Raw genomic sequence first — 20,990 nt, forward strand, 5'->3', positions numbered from 1 at the left:
CCACGTCCCCGACTCACCCTCACCCACTCCCCCGCCGCCCCGGCAACTCAGGCTCAGCGAGCGACGCCCTGCGCAGGTGATCCGCCAAGGCGTCGGTGGCCGGGGAAGGCGGGCCGGTCTTGGCGCCCCAGGCCAGGAGGTGGTGGCGTTGGGCCCAGGGGTCCTGCAACTCGCACACGTCCAGAGGCCGCGTGGGGTCGATCACCCGGCGCGGGACGATCGCGAGGCCGACTCCCGCGGCGGCCAGTGCCACCAGGACGTTGAGGTTGGCGACCGTGGTGCGGTAGCGCACCACCGGTGCGTGGGGGCCGACGTGTCTCTCGATCCAGCGGCGCAGCGAGGCGTCGGGGGCGAGCCCCACGAGGGGGTGTTCGGCCGCTTCGCTGTAGGTCACCGACGTACGGCCCGTGAGGATTCCGCCCGCCTGGCCGACCACCACCAGGGAGTCGTCGCCGAGGGGTTCCATCGCAAGACCGCAGTCGCGGGCCTCGTCGTCCAGGACGATGCCCAGGTCCGCCTCGCCGTCGGCCAGCATCCGCACGATCCGCGGGGTGCGGTTCTCGGAGACGCGGACGTCGATGTCCGGGTGCGCCCGGAGGAACGTGACCAGGGCCTGCGGCACCAGCCGGTGCACGGCGGAGCCGCCGCCCAGCAGGGTCAGGGGCGCGGTCGGGGATCTCGTATAGCTGGCGACCGCGCTTTCGAGCCGCACGGTCTGGGCGATGACCTCGCGGGCGTGCCGGGCCAGCGTGCTCCCCGCCGGGGTGGGCCGCACGCCCCTGCGCCCGCGGATCAGCAGTTCCACACCGGCCTGCTGCTCCAGGGAACGGACCCTGGCGCTGGCCGACGGCAGGCTCAGATGCATCCGGCGGGCACCTGCCGTGATCGACCCCTCCGTCACGATGCCGAGGAAGAGCCGCAGATCGTCCAGGTCGTAGCGCACCCTGTTGAGCCTATGGCACAGCCTTAGGCTGGGTACACCGATAACGCATTGTGGGCCCACCGGCCACGGGGTGATGCTCGGCGGGTGTCCGAGATACTGCTCGTCCTGCTGGCAGGCACCGCCGCCGGAGCGCTGAACTCCGTCGGCGGCGGAGGCACGTTCGTGGCGCTGCCCGCTCTGGTCGCCGTCGGCCTGTCCCCCGTGACGGCGAACGCGTCGTCGACCATCGCGCTCGTGCCGGGAGCCGTGGCCAGCGGATGGGTCTACCGACGCGAACTCGCCCCGGTCGGGGCGACGTCCACCTTGGCGCTGACGGCCATCAGTGTGGTCGGCGGCGGACTCGGCGCCGCCCTGCTCCTCACGCTCCCCGCGGCGTCGTTCGATGCCGCCGTACCCTGGCTGCTCGCCTTCGCCACCGTCGTCCTCGCCTTCGGCCGCCGCCTCTCCCGTGCGGTGAGCGGCGCGCTGGGCCGCGAGATCGGCATCAGCTCCCGGACCGTCCTGATCGGCCAGTTCTTCCTCGCTCTGTACGGGGGATACTTCGGCGGTGCCGTAGGCATCTTGATGTTCGCCCTGTGGGGCATCGGCCTCGGACTCGATACCGCGGTGAGCAATCCGATGCGGGTCACCCAGATCGCGGCCATCAATCTCAGCGCGACCGCACTGCTCCTCGTCGCGTCGGACGCGCTGAGCGCTCCGCTCGTCCTGGTCCCGATGCTCGTCGGCGCGCTGCTCGGCGGCTTCACCGGCACGCACTTCGCACGCCGCCTCTCCGACCGGCTGCTTCGGGGCATCATTCTGACCACCGCCGTGACGATGACCGTCCTCTATTTCGTGCGCGGCTGAGGCCGGCCGCCATGAGCGATCAGGACTTCGGTGCCGCCGCATCCCCGTACACGGACGCGGCACGGGCACGGCTGGCGATGGCCTACGAGGCGTGCGAGCTGGCCGGTCTCGCGCGTGATGCCGTACCGGTCGGCGAGCACGAGCTGCGCTCCGACGGCACCACACGCTCCCCCGGATCGGTGCTTGCCGACGCCGCCCACGTGCTCAAGGCCGCGCAGCGGTTCTTCGATGCCGCTGCCGTGTACGAGCGTCTGGGCGGCGCCGGCTGGCAGGTCATCGGTGATGCTCTGGGTGTCGATACATGGACGGCGCGCACACGCTTCGCCGCGGCCGAGGCCTGTTTCCGGGAGGAACTCCGCTCCCCCGAGGCGGTCCCCGCCACCGGCGCTCCCGATGGCTCGGGCTGGTGGCGGGCCTACACCGCTGGAAATCCGCTGGAAGCGGCCCGCGACCTAGACGACTGGGTCCTCCGCCACGAGGACGAGGACGGAGGCGAAGGCAGGGGCGGGGACGGCGACAGCGCCCTCGGGCCCGCGCCTGTCTCCGGTGGCCTGACGCCACGCGGCAAACAACCTTTCCCAGACGAAAATTGACGCTCCGTCACAGGTGAGAACCGGCCCCCGCAGCCCAGGCGCATCCCGCCCCGCATCACGCCCGGCCAATGGGCGCGCAAACGAACGGAGTTGGCGCCACCTGGGCCTACGCCTGCGCGCACAGCCGCCCCGAGTCCCGGTAATTGAGGGGTGAATAGCAGCCGAAATCCACCCGTATCGGTAATCGGAATCAGCTCCTACTCTGTGAGGCGCACAAGCGGGGGATCACTGTCCGTCGTCCACGGAGGTTGGCCATGTCCGCGTCGTCTGCGCAGTCTGCGCTGTCTGCCCTGTCCGAGGGGATCTACCTGCTCAAGAACGAGGAGAGCGGGCTGTACGCAGGAGTGCAAGGCGCCAAGACCGCACAGAGCGTCCCGGTCGTGCAGCAGGAGCTGAACCCGCAAGGAACCGCACGGCACAGCCAGTTGTGGCATCTGCGGCCCCATGCCTCCGAGGAGGGTGCCTGGACGCTGCAGAACGTGCACAGCACCCTGCGCATGGACATCATGACCGGCCGCGGCCGCGCGGGTTCGCCGGTGCAGCAGTGCCCGGCGGAGACCCGGCAGGATCTGCTGGTGTCCCAGCTGTGGCGCCCGGTGCCGGTCGGCGACGACCGGTACACGCTGGTCAACGTGAACAGCGGCCACCTGTTGTCCGTCCACGGCGACAGCAGCGAGGCGGACGCGGCCCTGGAGCAGGCGGGCAAGCCGGACCTGGGGGCCCGCACCGCGCAGCAGTGGCGCTTCGAGCGGGTGCCGAGCCGCGGCGAGACCACGGCGTTCGACGCGCTGACCGCCACCGTGGTCTCCTCCAGCGGCGGCGTCCTCGGCTCGGTGCTCGGCTCCCTGAGCGGCGCGGCCAAGCAGGCCCTCGACGCGGGTGGCGGGATCTTCGAAGCGGCGGCCAAGGCGATCCCGGACAGCGACACGCCCTACGTACGCTTCGAGGGCTTCCGCGGGGACGAGTTCATCCGCTTCTCCAAGCGGCGAGGCATCGAGGCAGGGCCACGGAAGATCGCCGACCAGTTCCCGCACCTGCCCAAGCCGTTCAGCGACGGCTTCGACGCCGTCGGCCCGGCCGCCGCACGCAGCGGTCACACCTACCTGGGCGTCAAGGGGTACCAGGCCATCGAGTTCTCCGAGAAGGGCCACGGACCCGTCCACGACACGGAGCACATCCTGGACCCCGATCTCCTGCAGGCGGTCGGCGAGCTGTGCGACATCACCGGCTTCGGCGCCGAGGGCGGCAGGCTCGTGGTCTTCGGCCGCAAGGACAGCTTCACCACGGATCCCGGGAGGGCCGACCGGGCGCGTGGCGCGTCCCACCAGCAGTTCCTGCTGACGGCGGCGCCCGATGCCTTCGGGTTCGGACCTGACGCGGCGGCCACGGCCGTCTCCGGCTCCACGGCGCACTACTTCCTCACCAAGGGCGACGAGTTCGTCGTCGTCTCCGAGGACAAACTCATCCAGGGCCCGGCCGAGCTGACCCACGCCTACCCGTTCCTGGACGGCCTCTGGATGTAGCCACCGCCCGGCGACGTCCGCATCCGCATCCGGCCCGGCTCGTCGGCCACCCGCCGAGGGGACCGGGCCGCACGAAGTGCGGCACGCTCGCCGCTATTCGGCCGCTTCCCCCAGCGCGTCGAGCACCGGGCGGATCAGCGGATGCTCCTCCGCCCCGCACCGCACCGCCGCGAAGACCCGGCGGGTGGGAGCGACGCCCTCCACCGGGCGGATCACCACCCCCGAGACGTCCATGCCCCGCAGCGCGGACCGGGGCACCAGGGCCACGCCCGCCCCCGCCGAGGCCAGGGCGACCACTGCCCGGAAGTCGTCCGACCAGTGTTCGAGCAGTGGCTGGAAGCCCGCCGCCTCGCAGGCGAGTATCACCACGTCATGGCAGGGGTTACCGGCGAAGGGGCCGATCCACGCGTCCTTGGCCAGCTCCGCGAGCGGTACGCGCTCCGCGTCCGCGAGGCGATGCGTCTCGGGGAGTACCGCGTCGAACGGCTCCGCGTACAGCGGGACGCGCGTCAGCCGCGGGTCGTCGGCGCCCGGGGCTCCCCGGTACTCCACCGCCACGGCGACGTCCACCTGCCGGTCGAGGACCATCGGCAGGCTCGCGTCGCCCTCCGCGTCCTGGACCCGTACGCGGATGCCGGGCGCGGCGGTCGAGAGCCGCGCGAGGGCGGGCCCGACCACCAGGGCGATCCCCGTGGCGAAGGACGCCACCGTGACCGTCCCGGCCGCGCCCGAGCTGTACGCGGCGAGCTCCGCCTCGGCCCGTTCGAGCTGGGCGAGGACCGCGTTCGTGTGGGAGAGCAGGATCTCGCCCGCCGGGGTGAGCCGGACCCCGCGGGCACCCCGCTCGACCAGGCGGTGGCCGGTCTCCTGCTCAAGCGCGGTCAGCTGCTGGGAGACCGCGGAGGGCGTGAGGTACAGCGCGGCGGCAGCGGCCGTGACCGTGCGGTGGTCGGCCACCGCACGGAGGATGTGCAGCCGCCGCGCTTCGATCATGGGGTCGATTGTCCCAAACCGCGGGCCTCACCGACACCAGTGGTCCGGCCAAGGCCCCCGGACACAGGTGGGCCCTCAGGCACCTGCGGCGTCCAGCTCCGCCCGTGCCGCCACGAACGCGTCCACCGCACGGTCCACGTCCTCCGTGGAGTGGGCGGCCGACAGCTGGACGCGGATACGGGCCGCGCCCTGCGGCACCACCGGGTACGAGAAGCCGATCACGTATACGCCGCGCTCCAGGAGCAGCTCGGCCATCCGTCCCGCGATCGAGGCGTCGCCGATCATCACCGGGGCGATCGCGTGGTCGCCCGGCAGGATGTCGAAGCCCTCCTCGGTCATCCGGGAGCGGAAGAGCGCCGTGTTCGCGGCGAGCCGCTCGCGCAGGTCGCCCGCCGACTCCAGGAGGTCGAGGACCTTCAGCGAGGCCGCCGCGATCACCGGGGCAAGCGTGTTCGAGAAGAGGTAGGGGCGCGAGCGCTGGCGGAGCAGCGCGACGATCTCCGCGCGGGCGGCGACGTAGCCGCCGGATGCGCCGCCGAGGGCCTTGCCCAGGGTGCCCGTGATGATGTCGACGCGGTCCATGACGCCGTGCAGCTCGGGCGTGCCACGGCCGCCGGGGCCCACGAAGCCGACGGCGTGCGAGTCGTCGACCATCACCATCGCGTCGTAGCGGTCGGCGAGGTCGCAGATCTCCCGCAGCGGGGCGAGGTAGCCGTCCATGGAGAAGACGCCGTCGGTGACGATCAGCTTCCGGCGGGCGCCGCCCTCGGAGGCCTCCTTCAGCTGCTGCTCCAGGTCCGCCATGTCGCGGTTGGCGTAGCGGAAGCGGCGGGCCTTGCTCAGCCGGATGCCGTCGATGATCGAGGCGTGGTTGAGGGCGTCCGAGATGACGGCGTCCTCCGCGCCGAGCAGCGTCTCGAAGACTCCGCCGTTGGCGTCGAAGCAGGACGAGTAGAGGATCGTGTCCTCCTGGCCCAGGAACGCGGAGAGTCGTCCCTCAAGCTCCTTGTGCACCTCCTGCGTACCGCAGATGAAGCGCACGGACGCCATGCCGTAGCCCCAGCGGTCCAGCGCCTCGTGGGCGGCGGCGACGACCTCGGGGTGGTCGGCGAGGCCGAGGTAGTTGTTCGCGCAGAAGTTCAGGACCTCGCCGGCCCGGCCTCCCGCGGTGACGGCGACCGTGGCGGACTGCGGGGTGCCGATGACGCGCTCGGGCTTGTGCAGTCCGGCGGCGCGGATCTCGTCGAGGGTGGTGCGCAGGTCGTCGCGTACGGAGTCGAACATGCTTGATTCCTTCAGCAGCTGAGGCGGTCGGGACGGTCGGGGTTCAGGAGGTCCAGTCGAGGATGACCTTGCCGCCGCGGCCGCTCGCCGCGTCGTCGAAGGCCGCCTCGAAGTCACGGTGGCCGTAGCGCCCGGTGATCACGGGGGCGAGGTCGAGGCCGCCTTCGAGCAGCACGGACATGGAGTACCAGGTCTCGAACATCTCGCGGCCGTAGATGCCCTTGATCGTGATCATGGAGGTGACGATCCGGGACCAGTCGACGGCGAACTCCTCGGCCGGCAGACCCAGCATGGCGATCTTGCCGCCGTGGGTCATGTTGGCGAGCATGTCGCGCATCGCGACGGGGTTGCCGGACATCTCCAGGCCGACGTCGAAGCCCTCGCGCAGGCCGAGTTCGCGCTGTCCGTCCGCGATCGAGGTCTCGGCGACGTTCAGCGCAAGGCTCGCGCCGACCTTGCGGGCGAGCTCCAGGCGCTCCTCGCTGACGTCCGTGATGACGACGTTGCGGGCGCCCGCGTGCCGGGCCACGGCCGCGGCCATCAGGCCGATCGGTCCCGCGCCGGTGATCAGGACGTCCTCGCCGACCAGCGGGAAGGACAGCGCGGTGTGCACCGCGTTGCCGAACGGGTCGAAGATCGCGGCCACGTCGAGGTCCACGGGGACGCGGTGCACCCACACGTTGGCCGCGGGCAGCGCGACGTATTCGGCGAACGCCCCGTCCCTGCCGACGCCGAGGCCGACCGTGGCGCGGCACAGGTGGCGGCGGCCGGCCTGGCAGTTGCGGCACTTGCCGCAGACCAGGTGGCCCTCGCCGCTGACCCGGTCGCCGATCTTGATGTCGGCGACGTCACGCCCGGTCTGCACGACCTCGCCGACGAACTCGTGCCCGACGACCAGCGGCGCCTGGATCGCCTGCTGCGCCCAGCCGTCCCAGGCCCGGATGTGCAGATCGGTGCCGCAGATCCCGGTGCGGAGCACCTTGATCAGGACGTCCCCGTGGCCGATGACCGGCTCCGGTACGTCCATCAGCCGGAGTCCCGGCTCTGCCTTCTCCTTGACCAGCGCCTTCAACGCAGCGGCTCCTGTCGTACGTCGCTTCTTCCACCGACGACACAGGAATCTTCCCTACGGCGGCGCCCCGGTCCATCGAGGATTTCTTAAGCGCCGCCGCAGCTTTCCTTCAGGCCCGGGTCTGGCCCCGCTCGAAGTACGCGATCAGCTCCGGATCCAGGACGGGAACCTCGCGCGGCGTGCCCCCGTCACGGAGCGACTGCGTGGCGCGCACGCCCGCCGCCACCGCCATGCGGGCCGCGACGGGCGACGTGTCGGTGCGCCCGCCCTCGCGCACGAAACGTACGAACTCGTCGATGAGCAGCGGGTCGGAGCCGCCGTGCCCGCCCTCGTCCTGCTCGTCGGGCACCAGGTATTCGGCGTCGGCGTCGGCGCGGTAGGCCGAGCGCCGCGCGTTCCAGACCTTCACCACTCCCCCGGGGCCGTCGCCGAAGTTCTCCAGGCGGCCCGCGTCCCCGATGACGGTGTAGTTGCGCCAGTAGTCAGGAGTGAAGTGGCACTGCTGGTAGGAGGCGAGGACGCCGTTGTCGAGGCGCATGTTGACCAGGGAGACGTCCTCCACGTCGATGACGGGGTTGAGGTCGCGCTGGGCGCTCGGCGGCCAGTGGCCGTCAGCGGTGTACCAGTCGTCCGTCTTGGGCTCGCCCGGCTCGCGGCGGTGCGGATTGTCGCCGTAGACCATGAGGTCGCCGAGGGCCTGCACCTGGCGGGTGTAGCCGTCGGCGAGCCAGTGCAGGACGTCGATGTCGTGGGCGGCCTTCTGGAGCAGCAGACCGGTGGTGTTCCGCCGTTCGGCGTGCCAGTCCTTGAAGTACCAGTCGCCTCCGTAGGCGACGAAGTGGCGCACCCAGACCGTCTTGACCTCGCCGATCTCACCGCGCCGGATGATGTCGCGCATCAGCCTGATCACGGGCATGTGGCGCATGTTGTGGCCTACGTAGAGGCGCGTTCCCGTCTCGTACGCGGTCCGCAGGATCTCGTCGCAGGCCTCGATGCCGATGTCGAGGGGCTTCTCCACGAAGACGGGCTTCTTCTCGCGCAGCGCCTCGCAGGCGAGCTGTGCGTGGGTGTGGTCGGGGGTGAGGATCACGACGGCGTCGACGTCCGGGTCCTCGACGACCTTGCGGTGGTCGGTGGATATCAGGGCGCCGGGGAAGGCCTCGGCCGCCTCCGTCCGGGCGGTGGCGTCATGGTCGGCGAGCGCGGTGACGCGGGAGCCCGCGCCGGGCCGGTGTGCGGTGCGGGCGAGCGAACCGCGCAGGCCGTAGCCGAGTACGCCGAGACGGAGGTCGGTCATGGTGTGCCTTTCCGTACAAATACCTGTGCGAGTGCGGGTGTTGCCTATGTACGTGCAGGATGCACGAGCACGTGCGCGAGCGCCACGCGTCCTGTGCCGGTGAGCTTGATCCTTATGTATCTGGCTTCCGCGTCCGTGTCGAGGAGTGTGGGCCGAAGCGCCCGTCCGGTGACGTGCACGGTCGTGGTCGTGGCGTCGGAGAAGTCCGCGGTCCTCGCCAGCCGCACGTCGAAATCGGCCGTGGCCATGGAGGCGTTGTTCCAGACCTCGATCTGTCCCACGTGCCGCGCCTCGCCCAGGTCGACCTGCCACCAGGCGCCCGGTTCGGACAGGGTGCGGGTGTCGGTGGAGGTGTCCCCGTCGGTGGCGTTCGCCGCCGGGGCCGCGCCGTCGGTGGAGGACTGGGACGCGGTGCCGGTGCGGGCGAGGTCGGGGCGCAGCTGCTCGGCCGGCGTCGGGCGCGCACCCGCGCGGGCCGCCACGGCGAGTGCGTCGGCGGGCAGCCGGTCGAGCTTGGTGTGGTTGTCCTCCATCGTCGACCCGGTGCCGGTGAGGACCGGCGTGTCGGTGTCGGTCCAGTTGCCGGTGGCGTGGTTCTGGATGCCGTAATCGGCCCAGTTGGAGACCCACTTGTAGCCGACGCGGGTGATGACGTTTCCTTCGACGCGGATGTACGAGGACTGCTCGTCGAGGTAGATGCCGTTGCCGTCGCGCTCGGTGTTCCCGTACGCGGAGCGGTTGATGTAGTTGCCGGAGACGACCGTGCCGGGCTGGGCGCCCTGGGTGTAGATCGCGCCGCCGTCGTGCTGGGTGTGCTCGACGCGCATCACGTTCGTGATGCGGTTGTCCGTGATCCGGTTGTCGCGGAGGACGGACTTCTGGGCCTCGGGCTGGTTCCAGCCCCAGCCGACGGAGATCCCCGAGTAGGGCAGGTCGTCGAGGGTGTTGTGATCAATGCTCAGCCCGGCTTCGTAGCCGGCCCAGACGCCCACCGCGTCGGTGTACTCCACGCCGGTGCGGCGGATCGTGTTGTACGCGACGGTGTTCCGCTCACCCGCCAGTTCCGCGTCGGGCTTCGGCTCGGTGTCGCCGACGTAGACGGCGCCGGACGACAGGTCCGTGAAGCGGGAGCGGGTGACGGACGATTCCTTGGTGCCCGCCTCCAGGATGACTCCGGCGCCGCCCAGATGCGTGAACTCGGCCCCGGTGACCGTCACATGGCGACCGCCGCGGACCGTGAGTGCCGCGCTCGGCTTGGTGTAGTGGCGTCCCGCGTGATCGACCGGGCCGGTCGCTCCGGTGAGGGTGAGTCCGGCCTGGGTGCCCGCGTAGCCCTCGTCGGTGGAGGGCTGACCGTACGCCGCGTGGGCGAAGCCGATGCCCTGCACGCGCAGGTCGTGGGCGCCGTCGATGACCATGAGGTGCTCGGTTGCCGGGGTGAGCACGCGCGCGCGGCGCATGTCCTCGCCCTTGCGCGGGAGGTAGGTGACGGTGCGGTTCTCGGCGTCCCAGACGAACTCGCCCGGCCGGTCCAGGAGTTCGCGGGCGTTCTCGAAGAAGGCGACTCCGGAGTAGCGCGCCGAGTCGACGGCCGTGGAGTCCCAGGCGGGGCCCGTGCGGTCCGTTCCACTCGTGGAGTTGGTCCAACAAGGCTGCGCGAAGGTGAGGTTGTCCCCTTCGACGCCCGTGATCCGGCAGTGGTAGTCGCGCCAGCGGACCCTGATGACGGCCTCCGCGCCGGTGGGCCGAGTCCACTTGGCGATGCCGGTGGCCGTGGCGCCCGTCATGCCGGTCTTCGTCGCGTCACAGGTGCTCGCTGCGCAGGCCGCGCCCCGCGCACGCTGCGCCCGCTCGCCGTCAACGAAGAGCTGGCGCGGGGTGATCCCTTCGGGGACGTCGGCCGTCCAGGTGCCGTCGGCGCTCTTGTCCCAGCCGGTCAGCGCCCGGCCGCCGGACAGGACGGGGTGGGCGCCTGGCGCGGCGTTCCAGGTGACGGTGTGCCCGTCGCGCCCGGAGTCGGCCGCGCCCAGTACGAGCGGCTCGCTCATCTCGTAGGTGCCGTCCGCGAGTTCGATCCGTACGTCGCGTCCGCCGATGGTGCGGGCGGCGTCACGCGCGGCCTGCGGGGAGCAGGGGCGGGCGGGAGTGCAGGCCTTTCCCGAGCCGTGCGGGGCGGCGTGGACGACCTTGGTGGCGGGGGCTGCGGGGGCTGCCTGGGCCGTGCTCCGCGGGGCGATGACGGCTCCGACCGCGGCGAAGGCCACGACGATCCCGGTGAGGCGCGGGCTCCGCGAGCTCCGTGCGCTCCGTGGGCGCCTCACTTCGCGACGCCCCAGTCCGGGTGCCCCGGCATGGGCGGGTTGTCGAGGTCGAACAGCCAGTGGTTCAGGAAGGTGCCGACCGAGTCGTCGCCGGTGACCTCGACGGCGTTGTCGACGAAGTCCTGGGTGGAGGCGTTGCCGTGCCGGTGTTCGGTGAGCCACGACTTCATGACGGCGTCGAACTTCGCATGCCCTATCTGCTGGTTGAGGGCGTAGAGGGAGACCGCCGCGCCGTCGTAGATGTTGAAGCCGCCGAGCCCGGTGGGCTTCCCGGGCGGTCCGTCGGTCTTGCGGACCGCGTCGAGCTCGGCGTACGCGGTCTTCATCTTCTCCTCGATGGGCTGGAAGCCCTTCTGGTCCGCCCACATGGCCGCGTAGTAGACGGCGGGCCCTTCGTTCATCCAGGCGTCCTGCCAGGTCGCGGGGGTGACGGAGTCGCCGAACCACTGGTGGGTGAGCTCGTGGACCATGGTGGTCGAGTAGGTGGGCCGGTCGAACCACGAAGGACCGAAGAGCGAGAGGGTCTGGTTCTCCAGGGCGTCGCTGTAGCCGTCCCGCACGATCTGCACCCCGTACGTGTCGAACGGGTAGCGCACGCCGAGGGTCTTCTCCAGCCATGCGAGCTGCCCGCCGGTCTCCTCGGCGATGGGCTTGTACTTCGCCTGCTGGTCCTCGGGGACGAGGTGGCGCAGCTTCACTCCGTGCGGGCCGCGCCCGTAGAGGTAGGTCTGCTTGTTGACGGAGATCCCCAACAGCTCGGGCGCCATCGGTGACTTGAGGACGAAGTCCCAGGTCTTCTTGCCCGCGTCGCCGTCTCGGGTGCCGGTGAGGTTGCCGTTGGCGGCGGGCGTCCAGCCGTCGGGGGCGGTGAGGTGGAAGGACCAGGTGGCCTTGTCCGACGGGTGGTCATTGACCGGCGCGAAGGTGTCCGCGCGGGAGGCCTGGGCGGCGGAGGCGAAGCCGCCGTCGGACATGTGACGCCAGCCCGGCTGACCGATCGGCTTGGTCTTTCCGTTGCCGTGGTAGGTCAGTTCGACGTCGAAGGCGCGCTTGTCGCGCAGGCCGCCCACCGGGGTGACGGTGAGCTCCTGGCCGGTCTGGCCGGGGCCGATCGCCCACGCGGCCTTCTTGCCGTTGACCTTGACGGCGTCGATGGCGAGGGAGTCGACGTCGAGGTTGAAGGACGACAGGTCCTGGGTCGCCCTCGCCTTGATCCTCATGGTGCCGGTGAAGTCGTACGTCACCGGCGTGGAGTCGAAGGAGAGATCGTAATGGCGGACGTCGTAGCCGCCGTTGCCGAGCGTGGGGAAGAGCGGGTCGCCGACGCCGTCCGAGCCCGGGGCCGGGTCGAAGGGCGCCGCGTGGGCGGGGAGGGCGAGCGCGAGGGTGGCGGCCGCGGCTGCGGTCGCCGTCGCGGCACGGACGGTGCGAGTACTGCGGGCACGTGCGGTTCGTGTCCTGTTCTCAGCCATGGGGCCGCAACGTAGTAATCGCTTACTGTCGCCGTCAACACCCCGTAGGTAACCGGTTAACCCTGGGTAGCGCCGCGCGAGAACAAGCTGGAAGACCAGCTCCGGGACTGAATGAACAGAAAGAACATAGAAAGATGCCGAGCCCTCTTGCCCCCGCATAGCAAACGCTTACATGCTGTCGCGGAATCGCCCACACACCTCCCTCCCACGCCCCGCCGCGTTCCGCACCCCGATGCCCCCGATACCCCGACACCCCGACACCCCCTGGGAGTTCCGCATGCCCACGCCCCTCCCCGACCCCACCGGCCCCCGCCGCCGCACCCTCCTCGCCGCGGGTGCCGCCTCCGCGCTCCTGCCGGTGGCCGCAGGCGGCACGGCATGGGCAGCGGCCGACGCGGACGACACGGACGCGGCGGACCCGTACGACCCGCTGCTCGCCCGCGCGGCGGCGCAGCTCACCGGTGGTGATTTCGACCCCGCCGACCCGGACTTCGCGGCGGCCCTGAAGGTCCTGGACACCCAGGCCTCGGGCTGGTGGCGGGACCTGGACCGGTCCGCGGGCCGCAGCGCCCTGTGGGCCGACCTCTCCCCCGCGAAGGACCCGGGCAACTTCGGCCAGAGCTACACCCGTCTCCGTACGATCGCGACGGCCTGGGCCACTCCCGGCACCTCTCTCAGCGACAGCGCCGACGCGGCGGACACCCTGCTCGAAGCCCTGCGTTTCCTGCACGCGGAGGGCTACAACACCACCCGCCCCGAATCCGGCAACTGGTGGTTCTGGGAGATCGGCGCGCCCCGCGCCCTGATGGACACGTGCGTGCTCCTGCGGGCGAAGGTCCCCGCCGCCGACCTGACGGCGTACGTCTCCACGGTGGCGAAGTTCTGCCCCGACCCGGACCGCCGCACCAACGCCCCGACCCTGGCGGAGACGGGCGCCAACCGCGCCGACAAGGCCGTCATCGTCGCGCTGCGCGGGCTGCTCGCGCGGGACGCGGCCACGCTCACCCTGGCCCGCGACGGTCTCTCGGACGTCCGGGACAAGGGCAAGAACAGCCTCTTCACGTACGTCACTTCGGGCGACGGTTTCTACGAGGACGGCTCCTTCGTGCAGCACGGCTCCGTCGCGTACACGGGGACGTACGGAAGTGTCCTGCTCGGCAGCGCGGGCCAGTTGATCGCCCTGCTCGCGGACTCCGAGTGGGCCGTCACCGACCCGAAGACGTCCATCCTGTACGAGGCGGTGGACCGGACCTTCTCGCCGGTGGTCTTCGACGGACTGATGATGGACGCGGTGCGCGGCCGTGCGACGTCCCGCGAGAAGGCGCCCGACCACAAGGACGGCGCGGTCACCCTCACCAACATCCTGCAACTGGCGGACGGCGCCCCCGCCGCGTACGCCCACCGCTGGCGCGCGCTGGCCAAGGGGTGGATGAGCCGCAACAGGACCCACCCCTATCTGAGCCTGGTGGGCGTCCCCGCACTGGCCCGCGCCAAGGCAGTCCTCGACGACCACTCCGTGCCGGCCGCCGACCGGCTCACCGGGCACTTCGCGTTCGCGGACATGGACCGGGTGGTGCACCGGCGCCCCGGCTGGGCGCTCACGCTCTCGCTCTCCTCGCAGCGCATCGCCGCGTACGAGGCGGGCAACGGCGAGAACCTGCACGGCTGGTACACCGGCGACGGCATGGCCTATCTGTACGACGGCGACGACCTGGGGCAGTTCGGGGACGGCTTCTGGGCGACGGTCGATCCGTACCGCCTGCCGGGCACCACCGTCGACACGCGCAAGCGGGCCGACATCGGCACGGGCGGCGGGACGGGAACCTACCGGCCGAAGAACACCGTCGCGGGCGGCGCGGTGCTCGACGGCAGGTTCGGCGCCGCCGCGATGGAACTCCTCGCCGACGGCAGCACGCTGCGGGCCAGGAAGGCATGGTTCTTCCTGGACAACGCGGTCGTCGCCCTGGGCGCGGACATCACCGCGAGCGACGGCAGGACCGTCGAGACCATCGTCGAGAACCGGAACCTGTCCGAGGACGGGGCGCCCCGCTTCACGGTCGACGGACGGCGGCAGCCCTCGCACACCGGCTGGTCCGAGCCCCTGGCCGGCGCCCGCTGGGCCCACCTGGAAGGCACCGGTGGCTATGTCTTCCCCGACGACCCCGCGCAGCCGGCCCACGGCCGTGGCCGCACCCGGCTCAATGCCCTGCGCGAGGAGCGGTCCGGCACCTGGCGGGAGATCAACACCGGCGCGGACACCGGAGGCAGCACGGCCCCGGTCACCCGCCGCTATCTGACCCTGTGGCTCGACCACGGCACCTCCCCCACCACGTCCTCGTACGCCTATGTCCTCCTGCCCGGCGCGAGCGCCACCTCCACCGCCCTCTGGGCGCACTCCCGGCCCGTCCGCGTCATCGCCAACAACGCCACCGCCCAGGCGGTCGAGGCCCGGCGCCACGGCCTCGTCGCCGTGCACTTCTGGGGACCCGGCAGCGCGGCAGGCATCACGGCGTCGGGCCCCTGCACGGTGATCATGCGACGCGGCGGCGACGGCATGACGCTGGCCGTGGCCGACCCGGGCCGCACCGGCACGACGGTCACCCTGGAACTCCCCTCCCCCGTACGGAAGGTGGTCCGCGCCGATGACACGGTCACCGTCACCCCGGGCCGCCGCCCCGTCGTGACCGTCCGCGTCGCGGGCTCGCGCGGCCATACGCACACCGCGCACCTGAGGTGACCGCCGCCCGCCACCGGGCCCCCAGCCATAAGGAGCAACGACCCGCCATGTCCGCACCGCACCTGGCCCTGCCGCCCACCGACCGGGTCCTGTCCCCGCTCACGGGCTGGACCCGCGCGCACTGGGAGGCGCTCGCCGACCGGCAGCTGGACGCGCTCGTCCCCTACGCGACGCCGAACTTCGCGCAGTACCGGCTGCCCGGGCGCGGCAGTTGGTCAGGGGTCGTGTCGGACGGGCTCGAAGGCTACGCACGGTCATTCCTCCTCGCCTCCTTCCGGATCGCGGGAGCGGGCGGCGAGGTCGACCCCCACCTCGTCGAACGCTACGCGCAGGGTCTGACAACGGGCACGGACCGCGACGCCGCGGGCGGCGAGGCCTGGCCCGAACTCAGCGACTGCTCGCAGCAGATGGTGGAGGCGGCGTCCATCGCGATCGGGCTGCACGAGACCCGCCCCTGGATCTGGGACAAGCTCGACACCCGGGTCCAGGAGCGGGTCGTCGACTGGTTCTCCGGGTTCGTCGGCGGCCGGACGTGGGACAACAACTGGCGGCTCTTCCAAGTGGTGTCCGAGCAGTTCCTGGCGTCCGTCGGCGCCCCGTACAGCAAGGCGGACATCGACGGCGGGCTCGACCGCATCGAGGACTGGTACCGCGGCGACGGCTGGTACAGCGACGGCGACGGACGCAACTTCGACTACTACATCGGCTGGGCGATGCATCTGTACCCGCTGCTCTGGGCGCGCATGGCGGGCCCGGACGACGACGGGCGCGCCAAGGTCTACCGCGAACGCCTGTCCCAGTTCCTCACCGCCTACCCGCACCTCTTCGGCGCCGACGGCTCCCCCGTCCACCAGGGCCGCTCCCTGACGTACCGCTTCGCGGCGACCGCCCCGGTATGGATGGGCGCCCTCGCGGACTGCACTCCCCTGGCCCCCGGCCTCACCCGGCGCCTCGCGTCCGGCACCGCGCGGCACTTCGTGGAGCGCGGCGTCCCCGACGAGCGGGGACTGCTGCCGCTCGGCTGGTACGGGACGTTCCTGCCGACCACCCAGGCCTACTCGGGTCCGGCGTCCCCGTACTGGGCGAGCAAGGGTTTCCTCGGCCTGCTGCTGCCCGCCGAGCACCCGGTGTGGACGGAGCGCGAACTCCCGCTCCCCGTCGAGGAGTCCGACCAGTACACGGCCCTCCCCCAGCCCGGCTGGCTCCTGCACGGCACACGCCACGACGGCATCGTCCGTCTGGTCAACCACGGCAGCGACCACAACCCGCTCGAAGGCCCGGCGGCCGACGACCCGCACTACGCCAAGTTCGGCTACTCCACGGCGACCGCACCCGAGGCCGCCCCGAGCGCGTGGGAGCGCAATGTGGACAACCACCTCGCGCTCCTCGCACCGGACGGCACCGCGTCCCGCCGACGCCGGATCCACCCGGTGCGCTGCGAGGGACGCGTGGCCGCTTCCCGTCACGACGCTCAACTTCCGGGTTTCGAGGGCGACTTCCCGGTCCAGACGACGAGCGCGCTGCACGGCCCCTGGGAGATCCGCGTCCACCGCGTCCAGGCCCCGGCGGGCGTGACGGTCCGCGAGGGCGGATACGCGGTCGCCGACGAGGCACAGCCGCACGCCGAGCAGGGGCCCGGCTGGGCCCTCACCCGTACGGAAGCCGGGCTGACCAGTGCCGTCGTCGCGCTGCACGGCTGGGACGAGGAGGCGGGCATCGCCCGTGAGGTCGCCGCCAACGCCTACGGGCCGCACTCGGCGACGCCCTACCTGACCTTCTCGGGGCATCCGGGCGGAGCCGGCATCCACGTCACGCTGGTCGCCCTGTCCCAAGATGCCGTCCGGCCCGCGGCGTTGAGGGAGTCCATCGCGTGCACGGTGGCGGACGACGTGGTCCGTGTCCGCTTCCCCGACGGCACCCTGCTGGAGGTGTGAGCGTCAGATCCCGCCGTCCTCCCGGCGGTGGATCTGCTGGATCAGCTCCGCCGCCATCGCCTTGATCGTCTCCAGACCCGCCCTCCCCCAGGGCCGGGGCTCGACGTCGACGACGCAGACGGTGCCGAGCGCGATGCCCGTGCGGTCGATGAGCGGGGCGCCCAGGTAGGAGCGGATGCCGATCTCGTCGACGACCGGGTTCCCCGCGAACCGCGGATAGTCGCACACGTCCTCCAGCACGAGGGCCTTGCGCCGCACGATCACATGCGGGCAGTACCCGTGATCGCGCGCCATGTAGCGGAACGGCGCGTACTCACCGGCCGCCGTGGAGGTCAGTTCGGAGCCGTCCCCCGTGTGGTCCGGGGTGTGCAGACCGGCGAAGAACTGCCGGTTCTCGTCGATGAAGTTGACCATGGAGTACGGCGCGCCCGTGACCTCGGCGAGCCGGTCGGCGAAGGCGTCGAAGGCGAGCTCCGGACGCAGTCCTATGCCGAGCCTGCGCAGCCTCCGTACCCGGCTGGGCGCCTCCGCGTCGACGGGAGTGAGCAGCAGGGGCGCGGTCGAGTCGTACATCAGGTGTGGGCTCCGTAGCTCGGGGCGGCCGGGGAGTGGGCGAGGAGGTGCTTGACGAGGGTGAGGAGGGTGGCGATGCCCGAGCTGGAGATCCTCGCGTCGCACCGCACGACGGGCACCTGCGGATCCAGGTCGATGGCGGAACGTACCTCCTCGGGCTCGTAGCGGTGGGCGCCGTCGAATTCGTTGATCGCGACGATGAATCCCATGCCGCGCTGCTCGAAGAAGTCCACCGCGGCGAAGCAGTCCTCCAGGCGGCGGGTGTCGGCGAGGACCACCGCGCCGAGTGCGCCTTCGGAGAGCTCGTCCCACATGAACCAGAAGCGTTCCTGGCCGGGCGTTCCGAAGAGGTAGAGCACGTGTTCCGGGTCGAGGGTGATGCGGCCGAAGTCCATGGCCACGGTCGTCGTGGTCTTGTTCTCGACGCCCGACAGATCGTCGGTGCCTTCGCTGACGGTGGTGAGGAGCTCCTCCGTGCTCAGCGGCGCGATCTCGCTCACCGCGCCCGTGAAGGTCGTCTTGCCGACCCCGAAACCTCCCGCGATCAGAATCTTCAGTGCGGTGGGGAAGGGGTCAGAGCTGTCGTCGTAGTCCATCGAGCACTGCCTCCAACAGGGACCGGTCAGTGGGGTTGTGGTAGAAGTCCGGGGCTCTCAGGGTGAGCGCCCCGCAGTCGACGAGATCGGAGAGCAGCACCTTGGTCACCACCGCGGGCAGTTTGAGCTGCGCCGCGATCTCCGCGACCGACGTGGGTGCCGCGCAGAGCCCGAGCGCCTCCGTGTGTTCTGGCCCCAGGTAGCCGACCACCGGGCCTCCGGTGGCCCTCACCTGGGTCAGGAGGTCCAGTTGAGCGGTCGGCCGGGTCCGCCCGCCGCTGACCGTGTAGGGCCGGACGAGACGTCCGGCGGATTCGTCGAGCCATGGCCCGTCGTGCGGGGCCGCCACGCTCAATGCCTCATCGGGGCGGGTTCACCGGCGGGTTGCCGGGGTGCGGTGAGGAGGTAGGGGCGCACGCTCTTGACCAGCATCGTCATTTCGTAGCCGAGCACCGCCGCGTCCGCGTCGCGCCCGGCGAGCACCGCCAGACAGGTGCCGGAGCCCGCCGTGGAGACGAACAGGAGGGTGGAGTCGAGCTCCACGACGACCTGGCGCACGTCGCCGCCGTCCCCGAACCGGATGCCGGCGCTGCGCCCCAGTGAGTAGAGCCCGGAGGCGAGGGCCGCCATGTGGTCGGCGCTGTCCGGGTCGAGGCCATGGACCGACTTCACGAGTCCGTCGGAGGAGAGCAGGACCGCGCTGTGGGTGTGCGGCACACGCTGTACGAGTCCGCTCATCAGCCAGTCGAGGTCGGATACCTGCGCGGTCGGCGCATCGCTCGCCATGGTGGATCGACTCCTTGAGGTACGAGGGTCTGCCGGGGCAGACGTGGTGCTTGCTGGGTGGTGCGGTTCAGCCACCCTGGTCGCCTCCGTCGCGAGGGACGCCGAGATCGGGTCCGGGGGCCGGGTCCCGCATCTCCTGTGCGGCGGCGAGTCCGATGCCGCGCTGGAAGGCGGCCATCAGACCCGGGTCGTGGCCGATGTGGTGTTCGCTCTCCGGGCGTGGCGCCGGCGCCTCCCGCAGCTGGGGCGCGATGTGTTCCTGGGCGCGCCGCTTGGGCAGTTGGGGCTTTTCCACCCGGCCGCGTACGGCGCCGCCGTTGAGCGGGGTGGGCGGTGCCCCTGCGTTCTCGGCCGCGGCCTGCCGGTCCTCGGGCCGAATCCCGGGCACGGCCTCGGCCGGTGTCGGCCTGCCCTCCCTGCCCCGTACGGGCAGCGGGGCGGGCGCGGAGCCCTGCGCCACGGGAGCGACCGGCGCGGTCGGCGGCGGGCTCGGCCGCACGTCATGCTGCGGCTGCCGCGACACGGCAACGGGCTCCGGGTGGGGGGCCACGGCGGGCATGTGCGCCGGTTCCCGTACGTCGCCGGGGGCGGCCGGCGGCGCCGCGTCCGGGGCGTGCTGCGGGCGGTCGGCGGCGACGGGCTCGTGCTGCGGCTCGGTGCCCAGCAGACCCTGCGGAAGGATCAGTACGGCCTGTACGCCTCCGTAGATGTTGGTCTGGAGGCGGACCGCGATGCCGTGCCTGCGGGCCAGCGCGGAGACCACGTAAAGGCCGATCCGGCCGTCCTGGAGGAGGCTCGCGACGTTGACCTGGTCCGGGTCGGCGAGCAGGTGGTTCATCTTGTTCTGCTCGGTCAGCGGCATGCCGAGGCCACGGTCCTCGACCTCGACGGCGAGCCCGGCCGTCACCAGATTGGCGCGCAGCAGGACCTGGGTGTGCGGGGCGGAGAACACCGTGGCGTTCTCGACGAGTTCGGCGAGGAGGTGGATGACGTCGGCGACGGCGTGGCCGCGCAGGGTGCCGGCGATCGGCGGCACCAGCTTGACCCGCGAGTACTGCTCGACCTCCGCGATGGCCGAGCGGAGCACCTCCGTCATCGAGACCGGGTTGCTCCACTGGCGGCGCGAGATGGCGCCGCCGAGGACGGCGAGGTTCTCGGCGTGCCTGCGGATGCGGGTGGCCAGGTGGTCGACGTGGAAGAGGCCCTTGAGCAGATCCGGGTCCTCGACCTCGTTCTCCAGCTCGTCGAGGATGGAGATCTCGCGGTGCACGAGGGACTGCAGCCGCCGGGCCAGATTGACGAAGACCTCGACCTTCTGTTCGCTGCCCGCGTGGCTGGAGAGCTGCGAGGCCTGCACGACAGAGGTGACGGCGACGTCCTGGGCCCGGGACAGCTCGGCGGCGAGCAGTCCGAAGTCGTCGCCGTCCGGGGCGGATCGGGCGGGAGCCCTGCGAGCGGGCGGCCCTTCGCCGCGGCGCAGCTTCTCGACGACTTCGCGCAGTTCGGCCTGGCCGCGCGCGGTGGTGCGGCGCAGGGTGCCGACGCGTTCGCGTACGGAGGTGGCGGTGCGGTCGGCGGCGACGGCCGCGATCACGATGCTGGCCAGGCCGATGGCTCCGGCGGCGATGAGGATGAGGAGCAGCGCGGGTTCGAGCGGGCCGGGGGACGAGCGGACGATGAACAGCACGGCGGCACCGGCGCAGAGCATCACCGCGACGACGGGCAGTACGGCGATGCGCAGGAGCTGCGGCCGTATCCGGGCCTCGGGCAGCGCCGTGGCGGGTCGGCTCCCGGGCCTGCCGTGGCGCCCGCCCTCACGGCGGTCTGCGCGGGCGGCCGGTGCACGGAGGTGAGACATCAGCGTCCTCGGTAGGGGAGCGGGCTCCGACGGGCGCGCGACGCGTGGCTTCGCGGCATCGCCGTGCCGGTCGGGAGGGCTCGGGCAGGACCGCTGCCATGATCCCCGCGTCGACCGGCGGACACTCACGGTAGTCATCAACGCTTCATGTGCGGGAGGCAG

Annotated in this window: 17 protein-coding genes; 5 read left to right on the plus strand and 12 right to left on the minus strand. The window is 71.6% G+C overall.

Going from position 1 to position 20,990, the window contains the following annotated elements:
* Positions 1-19 precede the first annotated feature (19 nt).
* Complete coding sequence (locus OG302_RS07955; RefSeq protein ID WP_371526103.1) at positions 20-943, minus strand: LysR family transcriptional regulator; 924 nt, start codon at positions 941-943, stop codon at positions 20-22.
* Positions 944-1,027: 84 nt separating this feature from the next.
* Here OG302_RS07955 and OG302_RS07960 point away from each other — a divergent pair, with 84 nt between their 5' ends.
* From OG302_RS07960 to OG302_RS07970, 3 genes are all read left to right on the plus strand, one after another.
* Positions 1,028-1,789, plus strand: a complete 762-nt coding sequence (locus tag OG302_RS07960) for a sulfite exporter TauE/SafE family protein (protein WP_371526104.1) — start codon at positions 1,028-1,030, stop codon at positions 1,787-1,789.
* A gap of 11 nt (positions 1,790-1,800) precedes the next feature.
* A complete protein-coding gene (locus OG302_RS07965; RefSeq protein ID WP_371526105.1) occupies positions 1,801-2,382 on the plus strand; it encodes a hypothetical protein in 582 nt (193 codons plus the stop codon).
* A gap of 254 nt (positions 2,383-2,636) precedes the next feature.
* Entirely contained in the window at positions 2,637-3,905 is a 1,269-nt protein-coding gene (locus OG302_RS07970) for an RICIN domain-containing protein (RefSeq protein ID WP_371526106.1), read from the plus strand.
* A gap of 93 nt (positions 3,906-3,998) precedes the next feature.
* Here OG302_RS07970 and OG302_RS07975 read toward each other — a convergent pair whose 3' ends face one another.
* The 6 genes from OG302_RS07975 to OG302_RS08000 form a co-directional block, all read right to left on the minus strand.
* Positions 3,999-4,898, minus strand: coding sequence for a LysR family transcriptional regulator (locus tag OG302_RS07975; protein ID WP_371526107.1), 900 nt, complete (start codon positions 4,896-4,898; stop codon positions 3,999-4,001).
* Between the two features lie 75 nt (positions 4,899-4,973).
* On the minus strand, positions 4,974-6,182 hold the full coding sequence (locus OG302_RS07980) for a glycine C-acetyltransferase (RefSeq protein ID WP_371526108.1): 1,209 nt from the start codon (positions 6,180-6,182) through the stop codon (positions 4,974-4,976).
* A gap of 43 nt (positions 6,183-6,225) precedes the next feature.
* Positions 6,226-7,254, minus strand: a complete 1,029-nt coding sequence (tdh, locus tag OG302_RS07985) for an L-threonine 3-dehydrogenase (protein WP_371526109.1) — start codon at positions 7,252-7,254, stop codon at positions 6,226-6,228.
* A gap of 109 nt (positions 7,255-7,363) precedes the next feature.
* Positions 7,364-8,551, minus strand: coding sequence for a Gfo/Idh/MocA family protein (locus OG302_RS07990; protein ID WP_371526110.1), 1,188 nt, complete (start codon positions 8,549-8,551; stop codon positions 7,364-7,366).
* Between the two features lie 44 nt (positions 8,552-8,595).
* The gene (locus OG302_RS07995; protein ID WP_371526111.1) at positions 8,596-10,815 is read right to left on the minus strand and encodes a right-handed parallel beta-helix repeat-containing protein; all 2,220 of its coding nucleotides are present in this window, start codon (positions 10,813-10,815) and stop codon (positions 8,596-8,598) included.
* 53 nt (positions 10,816-10,868) lie between these two features.
* Positions 10,869-12,344 (minus strand): M1 family metallopeptidase, encoded by a 1,476-nt coding sequence (locus tag OG302_RS08000; protein ID WP_371526112.1) that lies wholly within the window; start codon positions 12,342-12,344, stop codon positions 10,869-10,871.
* A 277-nt stretch (positions 12,345-12,621) separates the two neighbouring features.
* Between OG302_RS08000 and OG302_RS08005 the strand changes: the two genes are divergently transcribed.
* Complete coding sequence (locus tag OG302_RS08005) at positions 12,622-15,081, plus strand: polysaccharide lyase 8 family protein (RefSeq protein WP_371526113.1); 2,460 nt, start codon at positions 12,622-12,624, stop codon at positions 15,079-15,081.
* Positions 15,082-15,128: 47 nt separating this feature from the next.
* Entirely contained in the window at positions 15,129-17,015 is a 1,887-nt protein-coding gene (locus OG302_RS08010; RefSeq protein ID WP_371526114.1) for a DUF2264 domain-containing protein, read from the plus strand.
* Positions 17,016-17,018: 3 nt separating this feature from the next.
* On the opposite strand, the gene OG302_RS08015 is transcribed toward OG302_RS08010, so the two are convergent.
* The 5 genes from OG302_RS08015 to OG302_RS08035 form a co-directional block, all read right to left on the minus strand.
* Complete coding sequence (locus OG302_RS08015) at positions 17,019-17,591, minus strand: GAF domain-containing protein (RefSeq protein WP_371750052.1); 573 nt, start codon at positions 17,589-17,591, stop codon at positions 17,019-17,021.
* Positions 17,588-18,184 (minus strand): ATP/GTP-binding protein, encoded by a 597-nt coding sequence (locus tag OG302_RS08020; RefSeq protein WP_371526115.1) that lies wholly within the window; start codon positions 18,182-18,184, stop codon positions 17,588-17,590. The genes OG302_RS08015 and OG302_RS08020 overlap by 4 nt, the downstream gene beginning before the upstream one ends.
* The gene (locus tag OG302_RS08025; protein ID WP_371526116.1) at positions 18,162-18,533 is read right to left on the minus strand and encodes a DUF742 domain-containing protein; all 372 of its coding nucleotides are present in this window, start codon (positions 18,531-18,533) and stop codon (positions 18,162-18,164) included. The genes OG302_RS08020 and OG302_RS08025 overlap by 23 nt, the downstream gene beginning before the upstream one ends.
* 2 nt (positions 18,534-18,535) lie before the next feature.
* Positions 18,536-18,970: a roadblock/LC7 domain-containing protein gene (locus tag OG302_RS08030; protein ID WP_361829811.1), complete on the minus strand. Its 435-nt coding sequence runs from the start codon at positions 18,968-18,970 to the stop codon at positions 18,536-18,538.
* A gap of 67 nt (positions 18,971-19,037) precedes the next feature.
* Complete coding sequence (locus tag OG302_RS08035; protein WP_371526117.1) at positions 19,038-20,828, minus strand: ATP-binding protein; 1,791 nt, start codon at positions 20,826-20,828, stop codon at positions 19,038-19,040.
* Between the last annotated feature and the right edge of the window lie 162 nt (positions 20,829-20,990).

The organism is Streptomyces sp. NBC_01283, assembly GCF_041435335.1.
Classification (GTDB): Bacteria; Actinomycetota; Actinomycetes; order Streptomycetales; family Streptomycetaceae; genus Streptomyces.